This is a genomic window from Enterococcus sp. AZ079, assembly GCF_050547255.1.
Taxonomy (GTDB): Bacteria; Bacillota; Bacilli; order Lactobacillales; family Enterococcaceae; genus Enterococcus_D; species Enterococcus_D casseliflavus.
Map to the genome: position 1 here is coordinate 207,158 of NZ_CP172955.1, position 15,685 is coordinate 222,842.

The 15,685-nt window shown below is 43.2% G+C and carries 18 protein-coding genes and 1 pseudogene; 14 read left to right on the forward strand and 5 right to left on the reverse strand.

Annotated elements, in window-relative coordinates:
• Positions 1-5: 5 nt before the first annotated feature.
• The gene (locus IGJ15_RS01060) at positions 6-950 is read left to right on the forward strand and encodes a 3'-5' exoribonuclease YhaM family protein (protein WP_026008117.1); all 945 of its coding nucleotides are present in this window, start codon (positions 6-8) and stop codon (positions 948-950) included.
• A gap of 170 nt (positions 951-1,120) precedes the next feature.
• On the opposite strand, the gene IGJ15_RS01065 is transcribed toward IGJ15_RS01060, so the two are convergent.
• The 3 genes from IGJ15_RS01065 to IGJ15_RS01075 form a co-directional block, all read right to left on the reverse strand.
• Positions 1,121-2,155 (reverse strand): peptidylprolyl isomerase, encoded by a 1,035-nt coding sequence (locus tag IGJ15_RS01065; protein ID WP_010749018.1) that lies wholly within the window; start codon positions 2,153-2,155, stop codon positions 1,121-1,123.
• A 115-nt stretch (positions 2,156-2,270) separates the two neighbouring features.
• On the reverse strand, positions 2,271-2,645 hold the full coding sequence (locus IGJ15_RS01070) for a YtxH domain-containing protein (protein ID WP_005227717.1): 375 nt from the start codon (positions 2,643-2,645) through the stop codon (positions 2,271-2,273).
• Complete coding sequence (locus IGJ15_RS01075; protein WP_005227719.1) at positions 2,646-3,071, reverse strand: HIT family protein; 426 nt, start codon at positions 3,069-3,071, stop codon at positions 2,646-2,648.
• Positions 3,072-3,283: 212 nt separating this feature from the next.
• Between IGJ15_RS01075 and IGJ15_RS01080 the strand changes: the two genes are divergently transcribed.
• The 5 genes from IGJ15_RS01080 (at position 3,284) to trmB (ending at position 7,381) form a co-directional block, all read left to right on the forward strand.
• Positions 3,284-3,763 carry a hypothetical protein gene (locus IGJ15_RS01080; RefSeq protein ID WP_010749019.1) on the forward strand — a complete coding sequence of 160 codons (480 nt, stop codon included), beginning with the start codon at positions 3,284-3,286 and terminating at the stop codon, positions 3,761-3,763.
• A gap of 77 nt (positions 3,764-3,840) precedes the next feature.
• Positions 3,841-4,575, forward strand: a complete 735-nt coding sequence (locus IGJ15_RS01085) for an ABC transporter ATP-binding protein (protein ID WP_005227728.1) — start codon at positions 3,841-3,843, stop codon at positions 4,573-4,575.
• On the forward strand, positions 4,572-5,783 hold the full coding sequence (locus IGJ15_RS01090) for an ABC transporter permease (protein WP_010749020.1): 1,212 nt from the start codon (positions 4,572-4,574) through the stop codon (positions 5,781-5,783). Before IGJ15_RS01085 ends, IGJ15_RS01090 begins: the two co-directional genes overlap by 4 nt.
• Before the next feature lie 104 nt (positions 5,784-5,887).
• On the forward strand, positions 5,888-6,667 hold the full coding sequence (locus IGJ15_RS01095) for a phosphotransferase family protein (protein ID WP_005227730.1): 780 nt from the start codon (positions 5,888-5,890) through the stop codon (positions 6,665-6,667).
• A gap of 57 nt (positions 6,668-6,724) precedes the next feature.
• The gene (trmB, locus tag IGJ15_RS01100) at positions 6,725-7,381 is read left to right on the forward strand and encodes a tRNA (guanosine(46)-N7)-methyltransferase TrmB (RefSeq protein WP_005227731.1); all 657 of its coding nucleotides are present in this window, start codon (positions 6,725-6,727) and stop codon (positions 7,379-7,381) included.
• A 124-nt stretch (positions 7,382-7,505) separates the two neighbouring features.
• On the opposite strand, the pseudogene IGJ15_RS01105 reads toward trmB, so the two are convergent.
• Positions 7,506-8,800, reverse strand: a pseudogene (locus IGJ15_RS01105) (ISL3-like element ISEfa11 family transposase).
• 195 nt (positions 8,801-8,995) lie between these two features.
• Positions 8,996-10,546, reverse strand: coding sequence for an IS1182 family transposase (locus IGJ15_RS01110; RefSeq protein WP_430599240.1), 1,551 nt, complete (start codon positions 10,544-10,546; stop codon positions 8,996-8,998).
• 210 nt (positions 10,547-10,756) lie between these two features.
• Between IGJ15_RS01110 and comGA the strand changes: the two genes are divergently transcribed.
• The 8 genes from comGA to IGJ15_RS01150 all read left to right on the forward strand — a co-directional run bounded on the left by comGA (position 10,757) and on the right by IGJ15_RS01150 (position 15,667).
• Positions 10,757-11,719: a competence type IV pilus ATPase ComGA gene (gene comGA, locus IGJ15_RS01115; RefSeq protein WP_010749022.1), complete on the forward strand. Its 963-nt coding sequence runs from the start codon at positions 10,757-10,759 to the stop codon at positions 11,717-11,719.
• Entirely contained in the window at positions 11,673-12,701 is a 1,029-nt protein-coding gene (gene comGB, locus IGJ15_RS01120) for a competence type IV pilus assembly protein ComGB (RefSeq protein ID WP_010749023.1), read from the forward strand. The genes comGA and comGB overlap by 47 nt, the downstream gene beginning before the upstream one ends.
• A complete protein-coding gene (gene comGC / locus IGJ15_RS01125; protein WP_010749024.1) occupies positions 12,698-13,003 on the forward strand; it encodes a competence type IV pilus major pilin ComGC in 306 nt (101 codons plus the stop codon). Before comGB ends, comGC begins: the two co-directional genes overlap by 4 nt.
• Complete coding sequence (gene comGD, locus IGJ15_RS01130; protein WP_010749025.1) at positions 12,978-13,451, forward strand: competence type IV pilus minor pilin ComGD; 474 nt, start codon at positions 12,978-12,980, stop codon at positions 13,449-13,451. The genes comGC and comGD overlap by 26 nt, the downstream gene beginning before the upstream one ends.
• On the forward strand, positions 13,432-13,746 hold the full coding sequence (locus IGJ15_RS01135) for a hypothetical protein (protein ID WP_010749026.1): 315 nt from the start codon (positions 13,432-13,434) through the stop codon (positions 13,744-13,746). The genes comGD and IGJ15_RS01135 overlap by 20 nt, the downstream gene beginning before the upstream one ends.
• Complete coding sequence (gene comGF, locus IGJ15_RS01140) at positions 13,736-14,161, forward strand: competence type IV pilus minor pilin ComGF (protein WP_010749027.1); 426 nt, start codon at positions 13,736-13,738, stop codon at positions 14,159-14,161. The genes IGJ15_RS01135 and comGF overlap by 11 nt, the downstream gene beginning before the upstream one ends.
• A complete protein-coding gene (gene comGG, locus IGJ15_RS01145; RefSeq protein ID WP_010749028.1) occupies positions 14,124-14,495 on the forward strand; it encodes a competence type IV pilus minor pilin ComGG in 372 nt (123 codons plus the stop codon). Before comGF ends, comGG begins: the two co-directional genes overlap by 38 nt.
• A gap of 167 nt (positions 14,496-14,662) precedes the next feature.
• Positions 14,663-15,667, forward strand: coding sequence for a class I SAM-dependent methyltransferase (locus IGJ15_RS01150; RefSeq protein WP_008382040.1), 1,005 nt, complete (start codon positions 14,663-14,665; stop codon positions 15,665-15,667).
• The last annotated feature ends 18 nt before the right edge of the window (positions 15,668-15,685 follow it).

Sequence of the window (15,685 nt, forward strand, 5' to 3'; positions counted from 1 at the left end):
AGCCCATGAAAAAAATTCGTGAATTAACTGTTGATGAAACGTTTCAACTTTTCTTGCTGATCAAGAATGCCGATGTGCGGATTGCGAAAAACGGCAAAAAATTTATTGCCTTCACCTTTCAGGATACATCTGGCACGATAGATGGAAAGTTTTGGGATGCATCAGATGAAGAAATCGCCCGTTTTGAACCCGGGAAAGTGGTACTACTAGATGGGAAACGAGAAGTTTACCAAGGCAATCCGCAAGTCAAAATCATGCATTTGCGTTTAGCGAAGCCGGAAGAACCCCACGAACCAAGCCAATACATGGAAAAAGCGCCCTTGCGAAAAGAAGAGATGGAAGAAGAAATCAGTCAAACCTTGTTTGAGATCACAAATCCTCACTGGAATCGCATCGTCCGTTTCTTGTTGAACAAGTATAAAAAGGAATTCTTTGATTTTCCAGCTGCGAAGCGCAATCACCATGCCTTCGCCAGTGGATTGGCGTATCATACGACAACTATGCTGCGCTTAGGAAAAGCGATCGTCAAAGAATACCCTGAATTAAATGCGTCACTGCTGTATGCGGGCATTATTTTACATGATTTAGGAAAAGTGATCGAGTTGACAGGTCCCATGACGACAGAATATACCTTAGCGGGGAATCTAGTAGGGCATTTGGTCTTAGTGGATGAAGAAATCACGCAAGCCTGTATTGCTTTGAAATTTGATGACAAACAAGAAGACATCGTTGTTTTGCGGCATATGGTCTTAGCCCACCATGGCTTGTTAGAATATGGGTCACCTGTTCGGCCCCGCATAATGGAAGCGGAGATCCTCCATCAGATCGATAATTTGGATGCTTCCATGCAAATGATGCTGACCTCGATCCGCCTGACAGAACCTGGTCAATACACAGACCGAATTTTTGGGATGGACAATCGGAGTTTTTATGTACCGAAAGAAGTGTAGCAGTGATGTTGCAGCTTGATCGATCAAAGTGAATGATATAAAGAACAAAAACCACGCTAGGCTTGCTTAGCGTGGTTTTTTTAGCTGCTGGAAAAAGCAGTTGAATCGTAGATAGAAATCTAATCGGCACAAAAAAAGAAGCACCGCTATGACGGCACTTCTTTTTTCGTTTATTCAGCAGAAGAATCTGTAGCACTTTCACTTGTTGCAGTAGAATCATCGGTTGCCTCAGTAGCAGAAGAATCTGCTGCAGAGCTGTCTGTTGCATCCGTTGCAGAAGAGTCAGCAGTTGAATCTTCTGTTTCAGCAGCTGTGATGTAATCAGAAAGCAAGTCTGCTAAGTCAGAGTCTTTCATTTTCACGTTGGCTGCTTGCAATTCTTGACCGATCGTTGCTGCCATAAAGGTTGAATCATTCAACAACGTGTTTTGAGCAATTTCAGTCAGTTCATCTTTGTATTTATCCATATCGTTGCCTTTGTCTTGGTTTTTCACCATTTTCACGATATAGTATTCCGTCGTATAAGTCGACGTGTTGGTTGCAGAGATCACTTCAGAGATTTCACCATCTTTTAAATCAAAAGCGGCTGTTTTCACTTCGTTTGGCACAGCAGTTGACGTAGAATCAAATTTGATCGTTCCGCCATCTTCTTTTGTTGCTGCATCCGTTGATTTTTCTTTAGCGATTTCGCCAAAGTCAGCATCATCTTTTTTCGCTTCTTCTAAGACATCTTTGGCATCATCTTCACTTGCTACTTTGATGATTTGTGCTTCTACTTCTGGGTGGAAAGAATCCCAAGCAGTTTTCATTTCTTCATCAGTAATATCCATGTTGGCTTTTAAGCCTTCACGTAACGCAAGCTGTTCTTTCAATTCTGCACGGTAAGATTTCACCGTATAACCAGAAGCAGTCAAGGTTGATTCAAAGGAATCACTACCGCCGTATTGTTCAGCCACGTTGTTGAATTGTTCGTCGATCATTTCTTCAGTCACGTCATCGCCGTATTTTTCATTAAAGACTTTTAAGACGATCATTTGACGCAACGCATTTTGGTTTTCTGAACTTGTTTTTGCTTTGTCATAAAAATCTTGAACAGTGATTTTACCGCCCTTCATTGTTGCGATTTCCTCACTTGAGTTTCCACAAGCCGCTAATGCAAAAAGACTCATTGCACTGACTGCTACTAAAAGTAATTTTTTCTTCATTCGTTTAAGCACTCCTAATTCTAAAAAGATTCATAATAATCACTGCACCTACTATACCACTTCTAGAAATGGTTGGGAAGAAAACAGTGGATGTTTCAAACAAAATTCATAAAAACTACAAATTTTCGATTTGTTTGTCATCCTCGGCGCTTTGGGCTTGAATCGTCGTAATGTGTTGATTCAATTGCTCCATTTGAGTCTTGATCCGAGCAAGGCGCGGTTGTGCTTGGAATTTGAAGGCTTCCAAATCTTTCGTGAAAGACTCCGTAACAACAGGGATCGTTTCGTCGATCGTTTTGCGGGTTACCATTACGGCATCTTTTAGCTGTTTGACGCTGTCATTGAATTCTAAGGTCGCTTCTGTCGTGTCATCTAAATAGCGAATCAATTCTTCACGGGTTTCATTGCCGCTTTTCGGTGCAAAAAGCAAACCGCCTAAGCCGCCGGCGATGGACCCGAATAATAGTCCTTTAAGAAAATTGCCGATCATTTAGTCCACCTGCTTTCCAATTTTTTCGGCGATTGCCGCTAGTTCTTCCCCCGTGTAATTGTCTGCGTGATTGCCAAAATGGATCTTGAAATCATCGTCTTTGCTGTAACGAGGAATCAAATGGACATGGGAATGGAAGACCGATTGGTACGCCAATTCTTTATTGTTGTTGATGATATTTAAGCCTTCGATCTCAGGGAATGCTTTTTCGATCGCCCGAGCAATCTTAGGGATACGGGCAAAAACCGCTGCTGCCAACGTTTCATCGTACTCAAAAATATCCGTCACATGGGTTTTGGGAATCACCAATGTATGACCAGGGGTGACTTGGGAAATATCTAAAAAGGCATAAACTTGCTCATCCTCGTAGACTTTGTAGCTAGGGATCTCACGATTGTTGATTTTACAAAAAATACAATTTTCCATTGTAAAAAAACCTCCTTGATCTATTACCTCTACTTTACCATATTTTGCTTTTTTTCGTCTGGTTTCCTCTTTGAAAAAGTCGGAACAAGGCAACTGTTCCTTCAACAAAGGCGCTTTTTTAAAGAAATGCGAAAAGCGAGCGAGAAACGCTTGCATTTAGATTCCAACAACCCTAGACTTAATATCAGAAATCAATTGGAAAGAAGGAACCTATGAAACCGATCATCAAAGAAACCTTACAGAAAAAAACAACGACTTCAGCGAAGCTCCGCTACTTGGCTTATGCCTATAAAGAATGGTTGATTGCGATCACGCTTTTTGTGGTGTTCGCAGGTTCGATCACCTATTCGCTAACGCGTCCAAAAGAAGAAGTAGTCAATGCCGCCATCGTCACTGAAACAGCGATGGACCCTACGGTGCAGAGTGAATTGGAGACAGCCATTGAGACCTGGGCGATCGACCAAGGGTATCAAAAAGAAGAGTTGAGGATCAGTCTGGTTTCCTATGCTGAACCTGCTGCTGTTCAAGCCTTTACCACCCGTCTTGCCGCCGGTGCGATCCAAATGGTCATTTTTCCAGCGAGTGATGCACAACTGTGGCAAGAACGCTTTGGCAGCCAAGAATTGCCGCAAGAAACCATTACAGTGGGAGAAAACGAATTTATCTTACAAGTCACGAATAAAGAAAAATAAGCAACGGTTTTGCTAGCGGATTGAAAAAAGAGCCTACGTTGACAGAAAGCCGTAATTAGGCGAATCGGAGGAAAAGAATGACTTTACAAGTAGCGAATGTGACAGGCGGTTATAACCAGCTGCCAGTCTTAAAAAATATTGATTTTACGATCGGCGATGGTGAGCTCGTTGGTCTGATTGGCTTGAATGGGGCAGGGAAGAGCACGACGATCAAAGAAATCATCGGGTTACTGCAACCTCACAGCGGGACGATCACGATCGATGGCTTGACCTTGAAGGAAAACCCAGAGCAATACCGCAAACAAATCGGGTATATTCCCGAAACCCCATCTTTATATGAAGAATTGACCTTAAGAGAGCACATTGAAGTGACAGCGATGGCCTATGATCTTCCGCAAGAAGAAGCCATGAAGCGAGCGGAGCGTTTATTAAAAACCTTTCGCTTAGAAAACAAACTCGATTGGTTCCCAGCAAACTTCTCAAAAGGGATGAAACAAAAAGTCATGGTGCTGTGTGCCTTTTTGATTGAGCCAAGCGTCTACATCATTGATGAACCTTTTCTAGGATTAGATCCTTTAGCGATCAATGCGTTATTGGAACTGATGAATGAGATGAAACAAACCGGGGCATCAATTTTGATGTCCACCCATATTTTAGCAACCGCAGAGAAGTATTGTGACAAATTCATCCTACTGCATAACGGTGAGATCCGCGCACAAGGGACATTGGCGCAGCTAAGAAGCCAATTTCAAGCACCAGAAGCCTCCCTTGATGATCTGTACCTCGCACTGACAAAGGAGAGTCAAGCATGAAGCAGTTTTTCTCGCAACGCTTACAGCGGCATCAAAAACAGATGACACGCTATTTGCGCTATGTCTTCAATGATCATTTTGCTTTGATCAGCACCTTCTTAGTGGGAGGTCTGGGGCTGTATTATTCAGAATTGCTAAAAACATTGCCTCGGCCGTTTCCATTAGGCGGCATCATCGTGGTCGCTGTTTGGCTCTTCGTTTTACCGCTGGGACGCTTAGCGACACTGACGAAACCGGCAGATTTGATTTTTCTGTTAGCCAAAGAAGGGCAAATGAGAAGTTACCTCAGTCAAGCCCTGCGTTATTCCCTCTGGCTGCCCTTTGGGGTCTTATTTTTAGCCGTAGGAGCAACGATGCCTTTAGTCGTGGTCACAGCAAACAGTACATTTGCTTCCTTTCCCTTCTTTTTAGGAATGATGTGGCTGTTAAAACTGGGGGATTTTTCACTGCAGCGGATTCGGTTGTATCAAGAAACACAGCAGCAAGTCAAACAGCAGCGAGGAATCTGGTTCGCCAGTGCGTTAGCTGCCACACTTGCCAGTATTTATGTAGCACCTTGGCTAGGGTTGGTGATCAGCATCCTCCAAGCAATCTGGTTCCTCTTTGGTGTGAAATCTAATCGTCAGCTCTTGGATTGGGACTATATGATCCAAGCCGAGCAATCGCGCTTATTACGGATCTATCGATTTATCAACTTGTTTACAGATGTTCCCCAAATCACGACGGAAGCCAAACGACGCAAATACCTCGACTGGTTGCTGGCAAAGATCAAACCAGCCCAAAGCAATACGTATCTTTATCTTTACTTGCGCCGAGTGATTCGTGGTGGGCAATACGGCGGTCTTTATGTCCGGTTATCCTTGATTGGTGGCTTCGTCTTATTCTTTGTCGATGAGCTTTGGATCAGTCTGCTGATCGGCTGCTTGTTTCTTTATCTGATCGGTTTCCAACTGATCCCTTTGATCAATGAATTTCAATACATGGTTTTGACCCATTTGTATCCCGTGCCAGAAAAACAAAAAGCCGCAGCAATCAAAAATATTATCGGGTCACTTTTGCTTGTGACGACTGTTTTTTTCGGCGTGATCTGTTGCTTGCGCTTGCCCGTTGTTTGGCAAGGGGGCATCGCTTTTGTGGGCTTCTTCCTCTTTGCGGGTCTTTTTTTAGGCATCTACTTGCCAGGGCGATTAAAGAAAATGCACGCCTGATCCTCAGGAAACCTCTCTTACAAAAAGCGAACGCATATGCGCTTGACGGCGACCCTTTAGGAAGCTAGAATAAGAGGTACTGCGAAATAAGGAGAGAAGCTAGGATGGATATTCGCTTGGATCAAGATTGGCGTATGCGGCCGATCAAAGGCGACACCGGGAAAGCCTATATCGGGCTCAAGGACAACGACAAAGTCTTTATCAAACGAAATACGACCCCGATGCTTGCGGCACTCTCTAAAGAGGGCATTGCACCCAAACTCGTCTGGACGAAACGGACGGGAAATGGGGATACGCTCTCCGCACAAGAATGGCTGGATGGACGGGTCTTAGATCCCGATGAGATCGGCCAAAGAAATGACGTCATTGATGTGTTGTATCACTTGCATCATTCAAAAACGCTGGCACAGATGCTAAGCAAAATCGGCGGACAAGTCAGATCGCCTGAACAAATGCTGATGGATTATCAAGATCAGCTGCCTTCTGCGGTGGCTCAAAACCGTTTTATTCATTTGGTCACCGAGTATTTAAAAGCCAATATTCCAGCTTTTGACGAGCAAAAAGCCGCGGTCGTCCATGGCGATGTCAATTATCGAAATTGGCTGGTTTGTCAAAACTATTTGTATTTAGTCGATTGGGATTCCGTGATGTTTGCAGATCCAGCAATCGATATCGGGACTATTTTAGGTCACTATGTGCCGCTATCCAGCTGGTCCCATTGGCTGGTGCGCTACGGTATCCATAGCAGCAGCGAAGTGATCGAAAAGATTTATTGGTATGCATTGTTGAGTATGCTGCAAGAGGTCAAAAAATATTATCTGCGGGGCGATTACAAAGCCATGAATGCAGAGATTTTACAATTAAAACGAATTTATAGTGAATGAAGAGAAGATGGAGCGAGGCAATTTGGTTCCATCTTGTTTTTTCGGAAAGGAAGAAACATGAGAGTAAGAAAACGTGCAGGTGCAAAAGAGCTGATTGAAGCTCATCCACAATACGTCGTTGCAGAGCCTACCGAATGGAAAGGGCGTTGGCATGAACGCTTTGGCAATGATCATCCGCTACACATCGAGATCGGCATGGGAAAAGGTCAATTTATTACGGAAATGGCGAAAGCTCATCCCGAAATCAATTATATTGGGGTAGAGATGCAGATCAGTGTCGTTTCGATCGCATTGGATAAAATGATCGAGCAGGAGATCCCAAACTTGCAGCTGCTGCATGTGGATGGTTCGGCTTTGACCAACTATTTTGCGGACAATGAAGTAGACCAGATCTACTTGAATTTTTCTGATCCATGGCCTAAGAAGAAGCATGAGAAGCGCCGTTTGACTTCTAAAGCCTTTTTAGCGGTGGACGAGCAAATTTTACGACCTAATGGCGAGATCCATTTCAAAACGGACAACCAAGGATTGTTTGAGTATTCCTTAGCGAGCTTTTCTCAATATGGCATGATCATCAAACAAGTTTGGTTGGACCTGCATAACAGTACCTTTGAGAACAATATCATGACGGAATATGAAGAAAAATTCTCAAGCCGCGGGCAGCGAATCTATCGGGTGGAAGCCCAATTTGTGGCAAAAGACCCGCAGGAATAAAGAAGTGATGAAAGATGAAGCAAATTTGCTTCATCTTTTTTTGGCTCTTTGTCAATAAGGACTGATGAGTTGTGCAAAATCAAATCTGGGTCAGAATGAACCACATTCTGGCTCAGATTTTTTGTTATCTTACTTTGATTAATTGATTGATCAAAAAGATTCTAATTCTCATGTTCTCGAATGATTTAAATCCGTAGGATACTCGTTTCATTGTCTTTATGTGGTATTCTTCGCTTCTATTTTTCCATTGGAATAAGGTTAGATCATTGCGTTGGTGATGCCTTCTTCATAGGTCAGAAGGTTTTGAAGCTTCTCCCGAAAGCTGTCATCTAACGTTTCGGGAAGTTCTGTCAATAAGGAGAAAAACAAGTCAGGGTCTTTGTCTCGAAAGGCTTCAACTAATTCATGAAAAAAGGGATACGCCTCCTTCAGGGGCGTAGAAAACTCAAGCAATCGATCAATCATCATTGCTTCAGTAAGAAATGGGTATTTTGGTGCTCGGAAACTTTTCCATGTTTTGTATTCATAATGGTTGATGTTTGCACGATTTTTTAGCAAAAAGCGCCAGTTCTTTTTCAGTTTTTCTGCCTGGCTTTTCTGTCCGGCTTTACGAAGTTCATTCATTTCACGGATACGCAACTCATTGAACGCTTGATTCATGTGTTTGACAATATGAAACCGATCAATCACTACTTTCGCATTTGGCAGAACACGTTTGGTGAGCTGGAAGTAGGCGGCGTTCATGTCTGTCACCAAGAATTCTACTTCTTCTGGATTGGTACAACCTAAGAAATAGCTTGTTAATCGAGGTAATTTACGCGTAGGCAAAACATCTATTAATTTTCCTGTTTCGCCATCTGCGCAAATAAAGCTCATTTTATCTTCTATGGAAGCGTGCGAACGAAATTCATCAACCATCAATACTCTGGGGAGAATCTTCTTAGATTGCTTTGGTAAATAGCTTTTAAACTCTTTCAATGTACGAATAACGGTGGTCAAAGATACCTGACAGCTTTTCGCAATAAAAGATAAAGATACTTTTTCAGTCAGTAAAGAAGCAATTTTATATCTAACATGATTTGCGATTGAATGTCTGGGTTGGACAAAATAACTTTGAGTAGTCCAATGGGTTCGGCAGTTTTTACAGGTATAGCGCTGTTTTTTTAGGCGCATAACCAAAGGCATATGATTGTATTGTTCAAAACGGACAATCGTTTCCTTCTTCCCATTTTTCACTATAATTGCTTTCCCGTTTCCATCTACCACAGTAGAACCACAACTTCTACAAGCACGAGGAGTAGGCGAGAGAACAGCATCGACGACCAACGTCTTTTTCTTCTGAAGGGTCTCGTAAGAGACCTCTGTAATCATCAAATCTTTCTCTATTATTCTCAGCATTTTTTTGATAGAATCATTCATATAGCATATCGTCCTCTCAGTTGTTTATTTTGTGGTGATTTAATCATACTAGAGAACGATATGTTTTTTAATACCTAAAATGAAAATGGGGGCGTGACATAAGTTAACTAGTTACGCTCTCCAAAATATAAGGAGCACTCGAAAATCATGTGATTTTTCGAGTGCTCCTTGTTTTTTTTATTCATTTTGGGTAGTTCAAGTACCTATTTTTGTCAGTTTCATCATATTGATTGCCGTAATGAGTAAACCCGTCTGTTTTCTGACTTTTTCTAAGTCCCGAACCGTGTATCGAGTGAAACCCAAACAAGCCTTCATAAATCCGAAGACTGTTTCCACGTCGATCTTTCTCCGACCATATATTTTTTGAATTTCAGGCGTTGATAAGCGCTCTTTTTGTTTTTCTTTATGGTATTCCCAAGACGGATTTACAGTGATCTTTCTGCGATTCCCCTTTGGGGTTAAGGCTTCAGGAATGAGCGCTTGGTTCGCATCCGTTTTTTCTGCTTGGTATTCTTTAAAATCTCGGACAAATCCATCCGCATCTGTTCGTTGACGGTAAGCATGAAAATTGAATCGTACCCCTTTGGGGTCGATGTAAAAGTCCTCCTTAGGCTCATAATCCCAATTCATTACTTTCCGATCATCTGTCTGCCATTTCTTGCTTTGTTCTTTAAACATCGTTCCATAAGGAATCAGTGCAGTATGCTGGGGAAGTTCATCTTCTATATAGCGGTAATTGCTTTCTGAACCATAGCCTGCATCGGCGACCAAATAATGAGGGGACTTTTGTGCAATCTTCATCTTTTCCAGTAATGGCTTCAGTGTCTTAGTGTCTGTTGGGTTTTGAAAGACATCGTAGCCGAGTACAAATTGATTACAAGTAGCGATTTGCAGGTTATACGCAGGCTTAAGTTGGCCATTTTTCATAGGGTCTTCTTTTAGGCGCATGAATGTCGCATCATGATCAGTTTTTGAATAACTGTTTCTTGTCCCATAAGTAGAAAACTGCGTTTGATGTTCCAGAACTTTTTCTCGTTTTGTATTTAATTTGCGTACTTGGCTTTTCAACGTTCGCCGTTGTTGTTTCGCTGGATTTGGCGAAAGACGTTTCGTTGCCTCAACTTCTTTTTCTAGTTCTTCCAGACGTAGTTCCATCCGTGTTAACAGTTCATCTATCATGTCTACTGTCAAGGTCGTCCCTTCGGGAATCTGTTTCAGGGCATACGCTTCTCTTAGTTCCGTCATCATAGTAAGCAGTTTTTCGCGATTCATTTGATCGAATCGGATCGTGTTTTTCTTCCAGACAAAGCTGTACTTATTCGCATCTGCCAAGATTTTTGTACCGTCAATAAACAACGCATCATCAATCAGATTCCGTGCACGCAGATACTCTGTCAACTGATCTAAGCCTTTATTGGTCAACTCCTGCACATCGTTAGATACACAAAAACGGGCGATCGTTCGATAAGTCGGAACCCGTTCTTGCGTCAACCAGCGAGCATATAGGTTTTCTTCAGCTAAGCGTTCAATCTTGCGACTTGTAAAGGTTTCTCGCGTATACGCAAAAAGAACCAACTTCATCATGGCACCTAAATCATATTCTCTTGGTCGACCAAAAAGATAGGGGTCATTAATCTGAAGCGCTTCGACCAGTTCATGGATAAAAACGGCGACATGATTTTCTTTTGGAGAAAATGAAGTAGATAGATCCAAAGTGAGTTGATTCATGTTATAATTAGTATACATTTTGTTTAGTCCTTTCAGGATTAAATGATGGGGCATTGGCGGCAACCGGTGCTCCTTTTTATTTTACCCAAAAAACCGCAAGAAATGAACGATTTCTCGTCATTTCTTGCGGTTTTCTTCTATGGACTTATGTCACAGCCCCATAAATTATAGAGCCCTTTTTTTCTATTCTCAAAGCGTTTGCGTATTTCTTTTTAGGAGGGATAAGTCGTGGATATTCAAGCATTCTCAGATGAGTTGATTCATTATGGCAGACAAGAACGCATGCAGGATCTGGCCATTTTGCCGAGCGGTACACAGATGGAGGTGATTTTCAGTAAAAGCTATCTCAGAAAGACCTATCAAGTACTGACCAACGAAGAAGCCCAGCAGCTGATCACTCGCTTCAAATTTTTAGGAGGAATGGAGGTGGGAGAACGACGCAAAGCTCAGTTAGGAGCAGTCAGTTATCCGTTAGGCGATCAGCTGCAGCGGCTGCGCATCTCCACAGTCGGTGATTACCAAGGGCGTGAAAGTCTCGTGATGCGGTTTCTTTATCCTTTGACTCAGGAGCACCTGCGCTATTTTTTTGCAGAAGACGTCCAGCAGATCCAACAGGCAACCAAACAAAGAGGGCTGTATTTGTTTTCTGGCCCCACTGGCTCAGGGAAATCGACCCTCATGTATCAATTAGCTCGGGCAACCAAGTGGCAAATCATTACCATCGAAGATCCTGTGGAGATCGAGGAGCCGCGCTTTTTACAGCTGCAAACCAATTTGAAGATCGAACAAGACTATGATGAATTGATTCGCTTGTCCTTGCGGCATCGTCCAGACCTGCTTTTGATCGGCGAGATTCGTAACAAAGAAACGGCGCAAGCCGCTGTACGAGCCGCTCTGACAGGTCACCGAGTATTTGCCACGATCCATGCCCGAGGTGTAGCAGAAACCAAGACGCGGCTGCTGGAATTGCTCGGGACAGACGATCGTCTGGCACATGCGCTGCAAGGGATCATTTATCAGCGATTGTTGCCAAATGAAGCGAATGAACCTCATGGATTGCTGGCATATCACTTTTATGAGGGGCAAGTGGAAAAACAGTGGCAGCAGGTATTAAAACAAGTGAAAGAAAGTGGGTGGATCAGCGATGAAGTTTATGAAAAAGAAGCCCCAGCTACCACGCCGTGCAACTGAAGCCCTCTTAGTCACCTTCACGGTGTTATTGGAGAGTGGCTTTTCCCTACAAGAAAGCCTCCAAGTGCTGCTGCGCAGCCGCCAGTTTTCTGAACCTGTGATCGAACAGCTAATTGTCCATCTCGCCCAAGGGCAAAGCTTTGCAGCAGCGGTAGCGCCGTTGTCGTTATCGGCTACTGAAAAAAGTCAGCTTCATTTAGCAGAAAATCATGGGGATCTCACGGCGACCTTGCGGCGGATGGTCGACTACCATAAATTGGTCAACAAGCAAAAACAGCTGCTGTACAAAGTAGCTGCCTATCCGCTTTTGTTACTGGTCTTTTTAATAGCTGCGCTTTTTGGGATGCACCGCTTTTTATTGCCCCAATTGCTAGCCTCTGGCATGATCGACGAAGGTCATTGGGGCATTCGCGCCATCACTTGGGCACCAGCAGTACTTATCCTCTTCTTGTTGTTAAGTGTGCTGCTTTTTGTGATCAGCCGCTGGATGTTTGCCCGCCGCACTGCCTTGCAAAAAGCTGTGTTTTTCAGCCACCTGCCATTGTTCGGAGCATTGTACACGAGTTATCACACGAGTTTTTTCGCATTGGAATGGGGCAAGTTGTTTCAGCAAGGGTTAGATATTCAACAGATCATTGAGTGTATGGAGCACACCAATAAAGCTACCTTGATCCAAGAATTAGCACGAGAACTGCGAGTGACCTTGACACTTGGGGGCGAACTCCCAGAAAAACTTCGTCATTTCTCGTTTCTCACACCCGAATTTTCTTTGATCGTCTTTCAAGGAGAAGTACGAGGAAAGTTAGGAGAAGAGCTTTTTTTATACAGTCAATTATTGATGGAACGCTTGTTTCAACGAATCGAAAAAGCCATTCACTGGGTTCAGCCTCTGATTTTTTTGTTGGTTGCTTTAATGATCGTTGGGATCTATGCCGCTATGTTTTTACCAATCTATGGAAATATCCAAGGAGTGATCGAATGATAGAAAAGAAAGTAGCATCTCCTCGCAAGCAGGGGATTTGGCGTGTCAAAAAAGGCTTTACATTGGTTGAAATGCTAGTCGTTTTATTAGTGATCAGTATTTTGGTTTTGTTGTTTGTCCCAAATCTTGCCAATCAAAGAGGAATCATTGATGAGAAAGGAAATGCGGCGATCGTGAAAGTAGTGGAAACCCAGATCGAACTCTTTCGTCTAAATGAAGATCGGGTGCCTTCGAAAGAAGAATTGATTGCAGAAGGGTATGTATCTGAGGAACAATATGCGATTTATGAGCAGGGAAAGTGAGAACAATGGCACTAGGGGATTTTCTGGGTTTACCTTGATGGAAAGTCTCTTGGTACTCTTGGTCAGTAGTCTCTTTCTCTTTTTCCCCGTCGTGGCTATCGAGTACTATCAACGATCGGCGGAAGTTTTCGGCTTTTGTGCTCGCTTAGAAAAAGGACTCTATACCTTGCAGCAATCGGCCATCATCGATAACACACAAACCCGAGCAATCTATCAAGCAGAGCCAACACCAACTGTTTCATTTTACGGCGCTGCAACTGAGCCAGTCACCAAGATCGACGTTCCTCCTCAACTAGCGATGCAGGCGTTTCCCGATATTCTTTTTAGTAGTCAATCCGGCAATAACAGCAGTCTGCGAAGGATCATTTTCTATTGGCATGAGAAAAAGCAAACCATCAGCTATAAGTTTTTATTTGGGAGTGGCCGTTATGAAAAAATCGTTGAATAGTGGGTTCATCTTAGCAGAAAACCTGATTGGCTTTGGGGTCTTGGCAACTTGTGTGTTACTGTTTTTAGCAATGCAGACCGCTTCACTGACGCAAAGTGCGGCATTGCAAGAAAAAGCCCAAATGCTGCGGGTGCTGTATGAAGAAGTCCAGAACCACTCCTTTGATGCGTCAACCATTACCTACACGACGCAGCGTCAGGCAGTCTATCAAGTTCACTTTTGGCAAGCAGCGCAGCATCAACAAGCACGCATCCAAAGCTGCGAGCAGCTCTGGGAGATCGTGTATGAAGAGTAAAGGCTTTACTTTGTTGGAGTGTCTGTTGTCTTTATGGGTATTGGCGATCTGCTTATTGCTGATCAGCGGGATCGTCAAGCACCTCGCACCCGTCAATCAGCAGATCATGGCTCGCAAAGATCAAGAATGGCATGTGTTTTTGTTTCAGCTGGAACGGGAATTAAGTACCTGTACCTATCTATCGGTCAGTGAGACCACACTGTATTTGCGAAGCAGTCAAAACAATTCGGTCACCATCGATCGCATCAATCGCGTGCTGCGAAAGCGGGACAACAATGGGTATCAACCACTATTGACAGAAGTAACGGATGTGTCTTTTGAGAAAATTGGCGCAGCGATCCGCTTTACCGTTTCCTTTGAGAATGGAGAGCAGAAAATTGGACAATGGAAAATTCATACACAAGAGGTGGCATAAAGGCGGTATTTTACTCACAGCATTGTTGTTTGTGCAGCTGTTGAGCTTGATGTTATTGCTAGTGTTAGAAAACAGCCGCACAACAGCCCTTTTTTATACAAAAACCATTGAAACCTATGAAGCCCGCATCATGAGCGAACTGTTTCATGCGGAATTCTTGCAAAACGAATTGGCAGATCAAGGGTCACGACTTTATAATGTAGGAAAGTTGACCTATGAACGGCAAGGACAACTCTTACAGATCGAGTGCCACGTCAAAAGCCGCCGCTTTACATTTACCTTTTTGTTACCCGAAGAAGAGCCTGAAATAGACACAGATGACCAAGAAGAATAGTACAGGAAAAGGATGGTTGTTTCGACCATCCTTTTTCATACAGAAATAGAAAAAGAATGTTTACAGCTTCACAAATTATTCTAAACGAAAGCGATTGATTATTTTGGATGAATCGGCTAAAATTAAACAGGTATATATGTTGTTATAGTTTTGAAAAGAGGTGCAAGATGTCCGCAGAAAAAATGGAAACGTCTTTTCATTTGACCGTTGAAGCGATCCAACTGCTTCAAAACGCATTGGAAACGTCTTTTTTTGATGCTTACGTAGAGACGATTGAAAATTTTGTTGATCAATACCAAGTTCGCGTGATCGATGGGGTACCAGATGAAGCAACTGCTGCTCGTTTAGAAACCATCTATCAAGAAATTCGAGCAATGGAACTATCGGCAGAAGAAAAACGCAAGCTTGCGCAGTTGGTTTTGTTGAAAGGCAGCCAAACGGAGCGCCTGCAGGCCAATCACCAACTGACACCAGATAGTCTTGGGTTTTTATTCGTCTATTTGATCGAGCAGTTGAGTAGTGCCGACCAACCAGTGAAACTTCTTGATTTATCGGTAGGCATGGGGAATCTCTTATTGACAGTCTTGCTGAATCTGCAATTAGCGAAGCGTCCAGTAGAAGGAACCGGTGTGGATATTGACGAAACCTTGTTGGCGATCGCAGCTGCGACTGGCGAATGGACCAAAGCGCCCTTGCATTTGTTCCATCAAGATGGCTTGCAAGAGCTTTTGATCGAACCGATGGATCTGGCGATCAGCGATCTACCGGTGGGCTATTACCCACAAGATGACAAAGCCCGCAGCTTCATTACGGCGGCTCCAGAAGGGCACAGTTACGCCCATCATTTGTTGATGGAACAAGCGATGAACTATGTCAAAGCTGGCGGTTACGGTTTGTTCTTAGTACCAAGCAACTTCTTGGAAACGGAACAGAGTGAATTTTTGAAAAAATGGCTGAAAGAAAAGGTTTATTTGCAAGGAATGATTCAGCTTCCTGAAGAACTCTTTAAAAATGAACATTCACGTAAAAGTATTTTGCTTTTACAAAACCATGGAGGGACAAGCAAACAAGCAGACGAAGTCTTGCTGGTCAAGCTCGCCTCACTGAAAGAACCAAAGAACATCACAAAACTTTTTGAACAATTTGCGGCTTGGAAAGCAGCAAATCTGTAATATAATTCGGATAAGGAG

Bases quoted from the DNA above. Each gene is read 5' to 3' on its own strand.
- IGJ15_RS01060 (WP_026008117.1), top strand. From the start codon at position 6: ATGAAAAAAATTCGTGAATTAACTGTTGATGAAACGTTTCAACTTTTC.
- IGJ15_RS01065 (WP_010749018.1), bottom strand. From the start codon at position 2,155: ATGAAGAAAAAATTACTTTTAGTAGCAGTCAGTGCAATGAGTCTTTTT.
- IGJ15_RS01070 (WP_005227717.1), bottom strand. From the start codon at position 2,645: ATGATCGGCAATTTTCTTAAAGGACTATTATTCGGGTCCATCGCCGGC.
- IGJ15_RS01075 (WP_005227719.1), bottom strand. From the start codon at position 3,071: ATGGAAAATTGTATTTTTTGTAAAATCAACAATCGTGAGATCCCTAGC.
- IGJ15_RS01080 (WP_010749019.1), top strand. From the start codon at position 3,284: ATGAAACCGATCATCAAAGAAACCTTACAGAAAAAAACAACGACTTCA.
- IGJ15_RS01085 (WP_005227728.1), top strand. From the start codon at position 3,841: ATGACTTTACAAGTAGCGAATGTGACAGGCGGTTATAACCAGCTGCCA.
- IGJ15_RS01090 (WP_010749020.1), top strand. From the start codon at position 4,572: ATGAAGCAGTTTTTCTCGCAACGCTTACAGCGGCATCAAAAACAGATG.
- IGJ15_RS01095 (WP_005227730.1), top strand. From the start codon at position 5,888: ATGGATATTCGCTTGGATCAAGATTGGCGTATGCGGCCGATCAAAGGC.
- trmB (WP_005227731.1), top strand. From the start codon at position 6,725: ATGAGAGTAAGAAAACGTGCAGGTGCAAAAGAGCTGATTGAAGCTCAT.
- IGJ15_RS01110 (WP_430599240.1), bottom strand. From the start codon at position 10,546: ATGTATACTAATTATAACATGAATCAACTCACTTTGGATCTATCTACT.
- comGB (WP_010749023.1), top strand. From the start codon at position 11,673: ATGAAGTTTATGAAAAAGAAGCCCCAGCTACCACGCCGTGCAACTGAA.
- comGC (WP_010749024.1), top strand. From the start codon at position 12,698: ATGATAGAAAAGAAAGTAGCATCTCCTCGCAAGCAGGGGATTTGGCGT.
- comGD (WP_010749025.1), top strand. From the start codon at position 12,978: ATGCGATTTATGAGCAGGGAAAGTGAGAACAATGGCACTAGGGGATTT.
- IGJ15_RS01135 (WP_010749026.1), top strand. From the start codon at position 13,432: ATGAAAAAATCGTTGAATAGTGGGTTCATCTTAGCAGAAAACCTGATT.
- comGF (WP_010749027.1), top strand. From the start codon at position 13,736: ATGAAGAGTAAAGGCTTTACTTTGTTGGAGTGTCTGTTGTCTTTATGG.
- IGJ15_RS01150 (WP_008382040.1), top strand. From the start codon at position 14,663: ATGTCCGCAGAAAAAATGGAAACGTCTTTTCATTTGACCGTTGAAGCG.